Here is a 633-nt window from a genome sequence, read left to right on the forward strand (position 1 = left end):
CCAAGGGCATATCCCTGTATCTTCTTGGGAAAAAAGAACGAGATGTTCGACATGGACGAGGAAAAGTTGCCGCCGCCGATACCAGAGAGGAACGCAAGGATTTGGAACCACCAGAGTGGCGTATTCGGATCCTGAAGCGCGAGCCCGGTCAGTGCTGCGGGAATCATCAGCAAAGCAGTGGTGAAGAAAATCGTGTTTCGACCGCCCGCGATCCGGATGAAGAAGGTCGATGGGATGCGCAGTGTCGCCCCAGTCAGGCCCGCGATAGCGGCCAGTGTGAACAGCTGCGAGTTCTCAAACGCAAAACCGAGATTGATCATCTGAACAGTGATGATTCCCCAGTACAGCCAGACGGCAAAGCCGCAGAGCAGCGAAGGTATGGAAATCCAGAGGTTACGGTTCGCAATCCCCTTGCCGGAAGAAGCCCAGAAGGCCTCGTCATCTGGCGCATAGTTTGTGAGGTCTCTTGCCATTGAGGTGTCTCCTAGTCTTTGGCATTGGCCGGTCAGCCCGCATGAGCCGACCGGCAATCCAGTCTTACTCGGCCGGTTGTTGGCTGCTGTTTGATCCGATCCGCGCCAAAGCGGTCTTGAGATCATCGAGGTCCTTGAAGCGGGCTGTGACGGTGAAACC

The 633-nt window shown here is 55.9% G+C and carries 1 pseudogene; it reads right to left on the minus strand.

The window, feature by feature from the left end:
- Window positions 1-473: pseudogene (locus ACR0LL_RS21275) on the minus strand (MFS transporter); the annotation flags it as partial.
- Between the last annotated feature and the right edge of the window lie 160 nt (window positions 474-633).

This window comes from Ruegeria sp. AI2 (genome assembly GCF_056541275.1).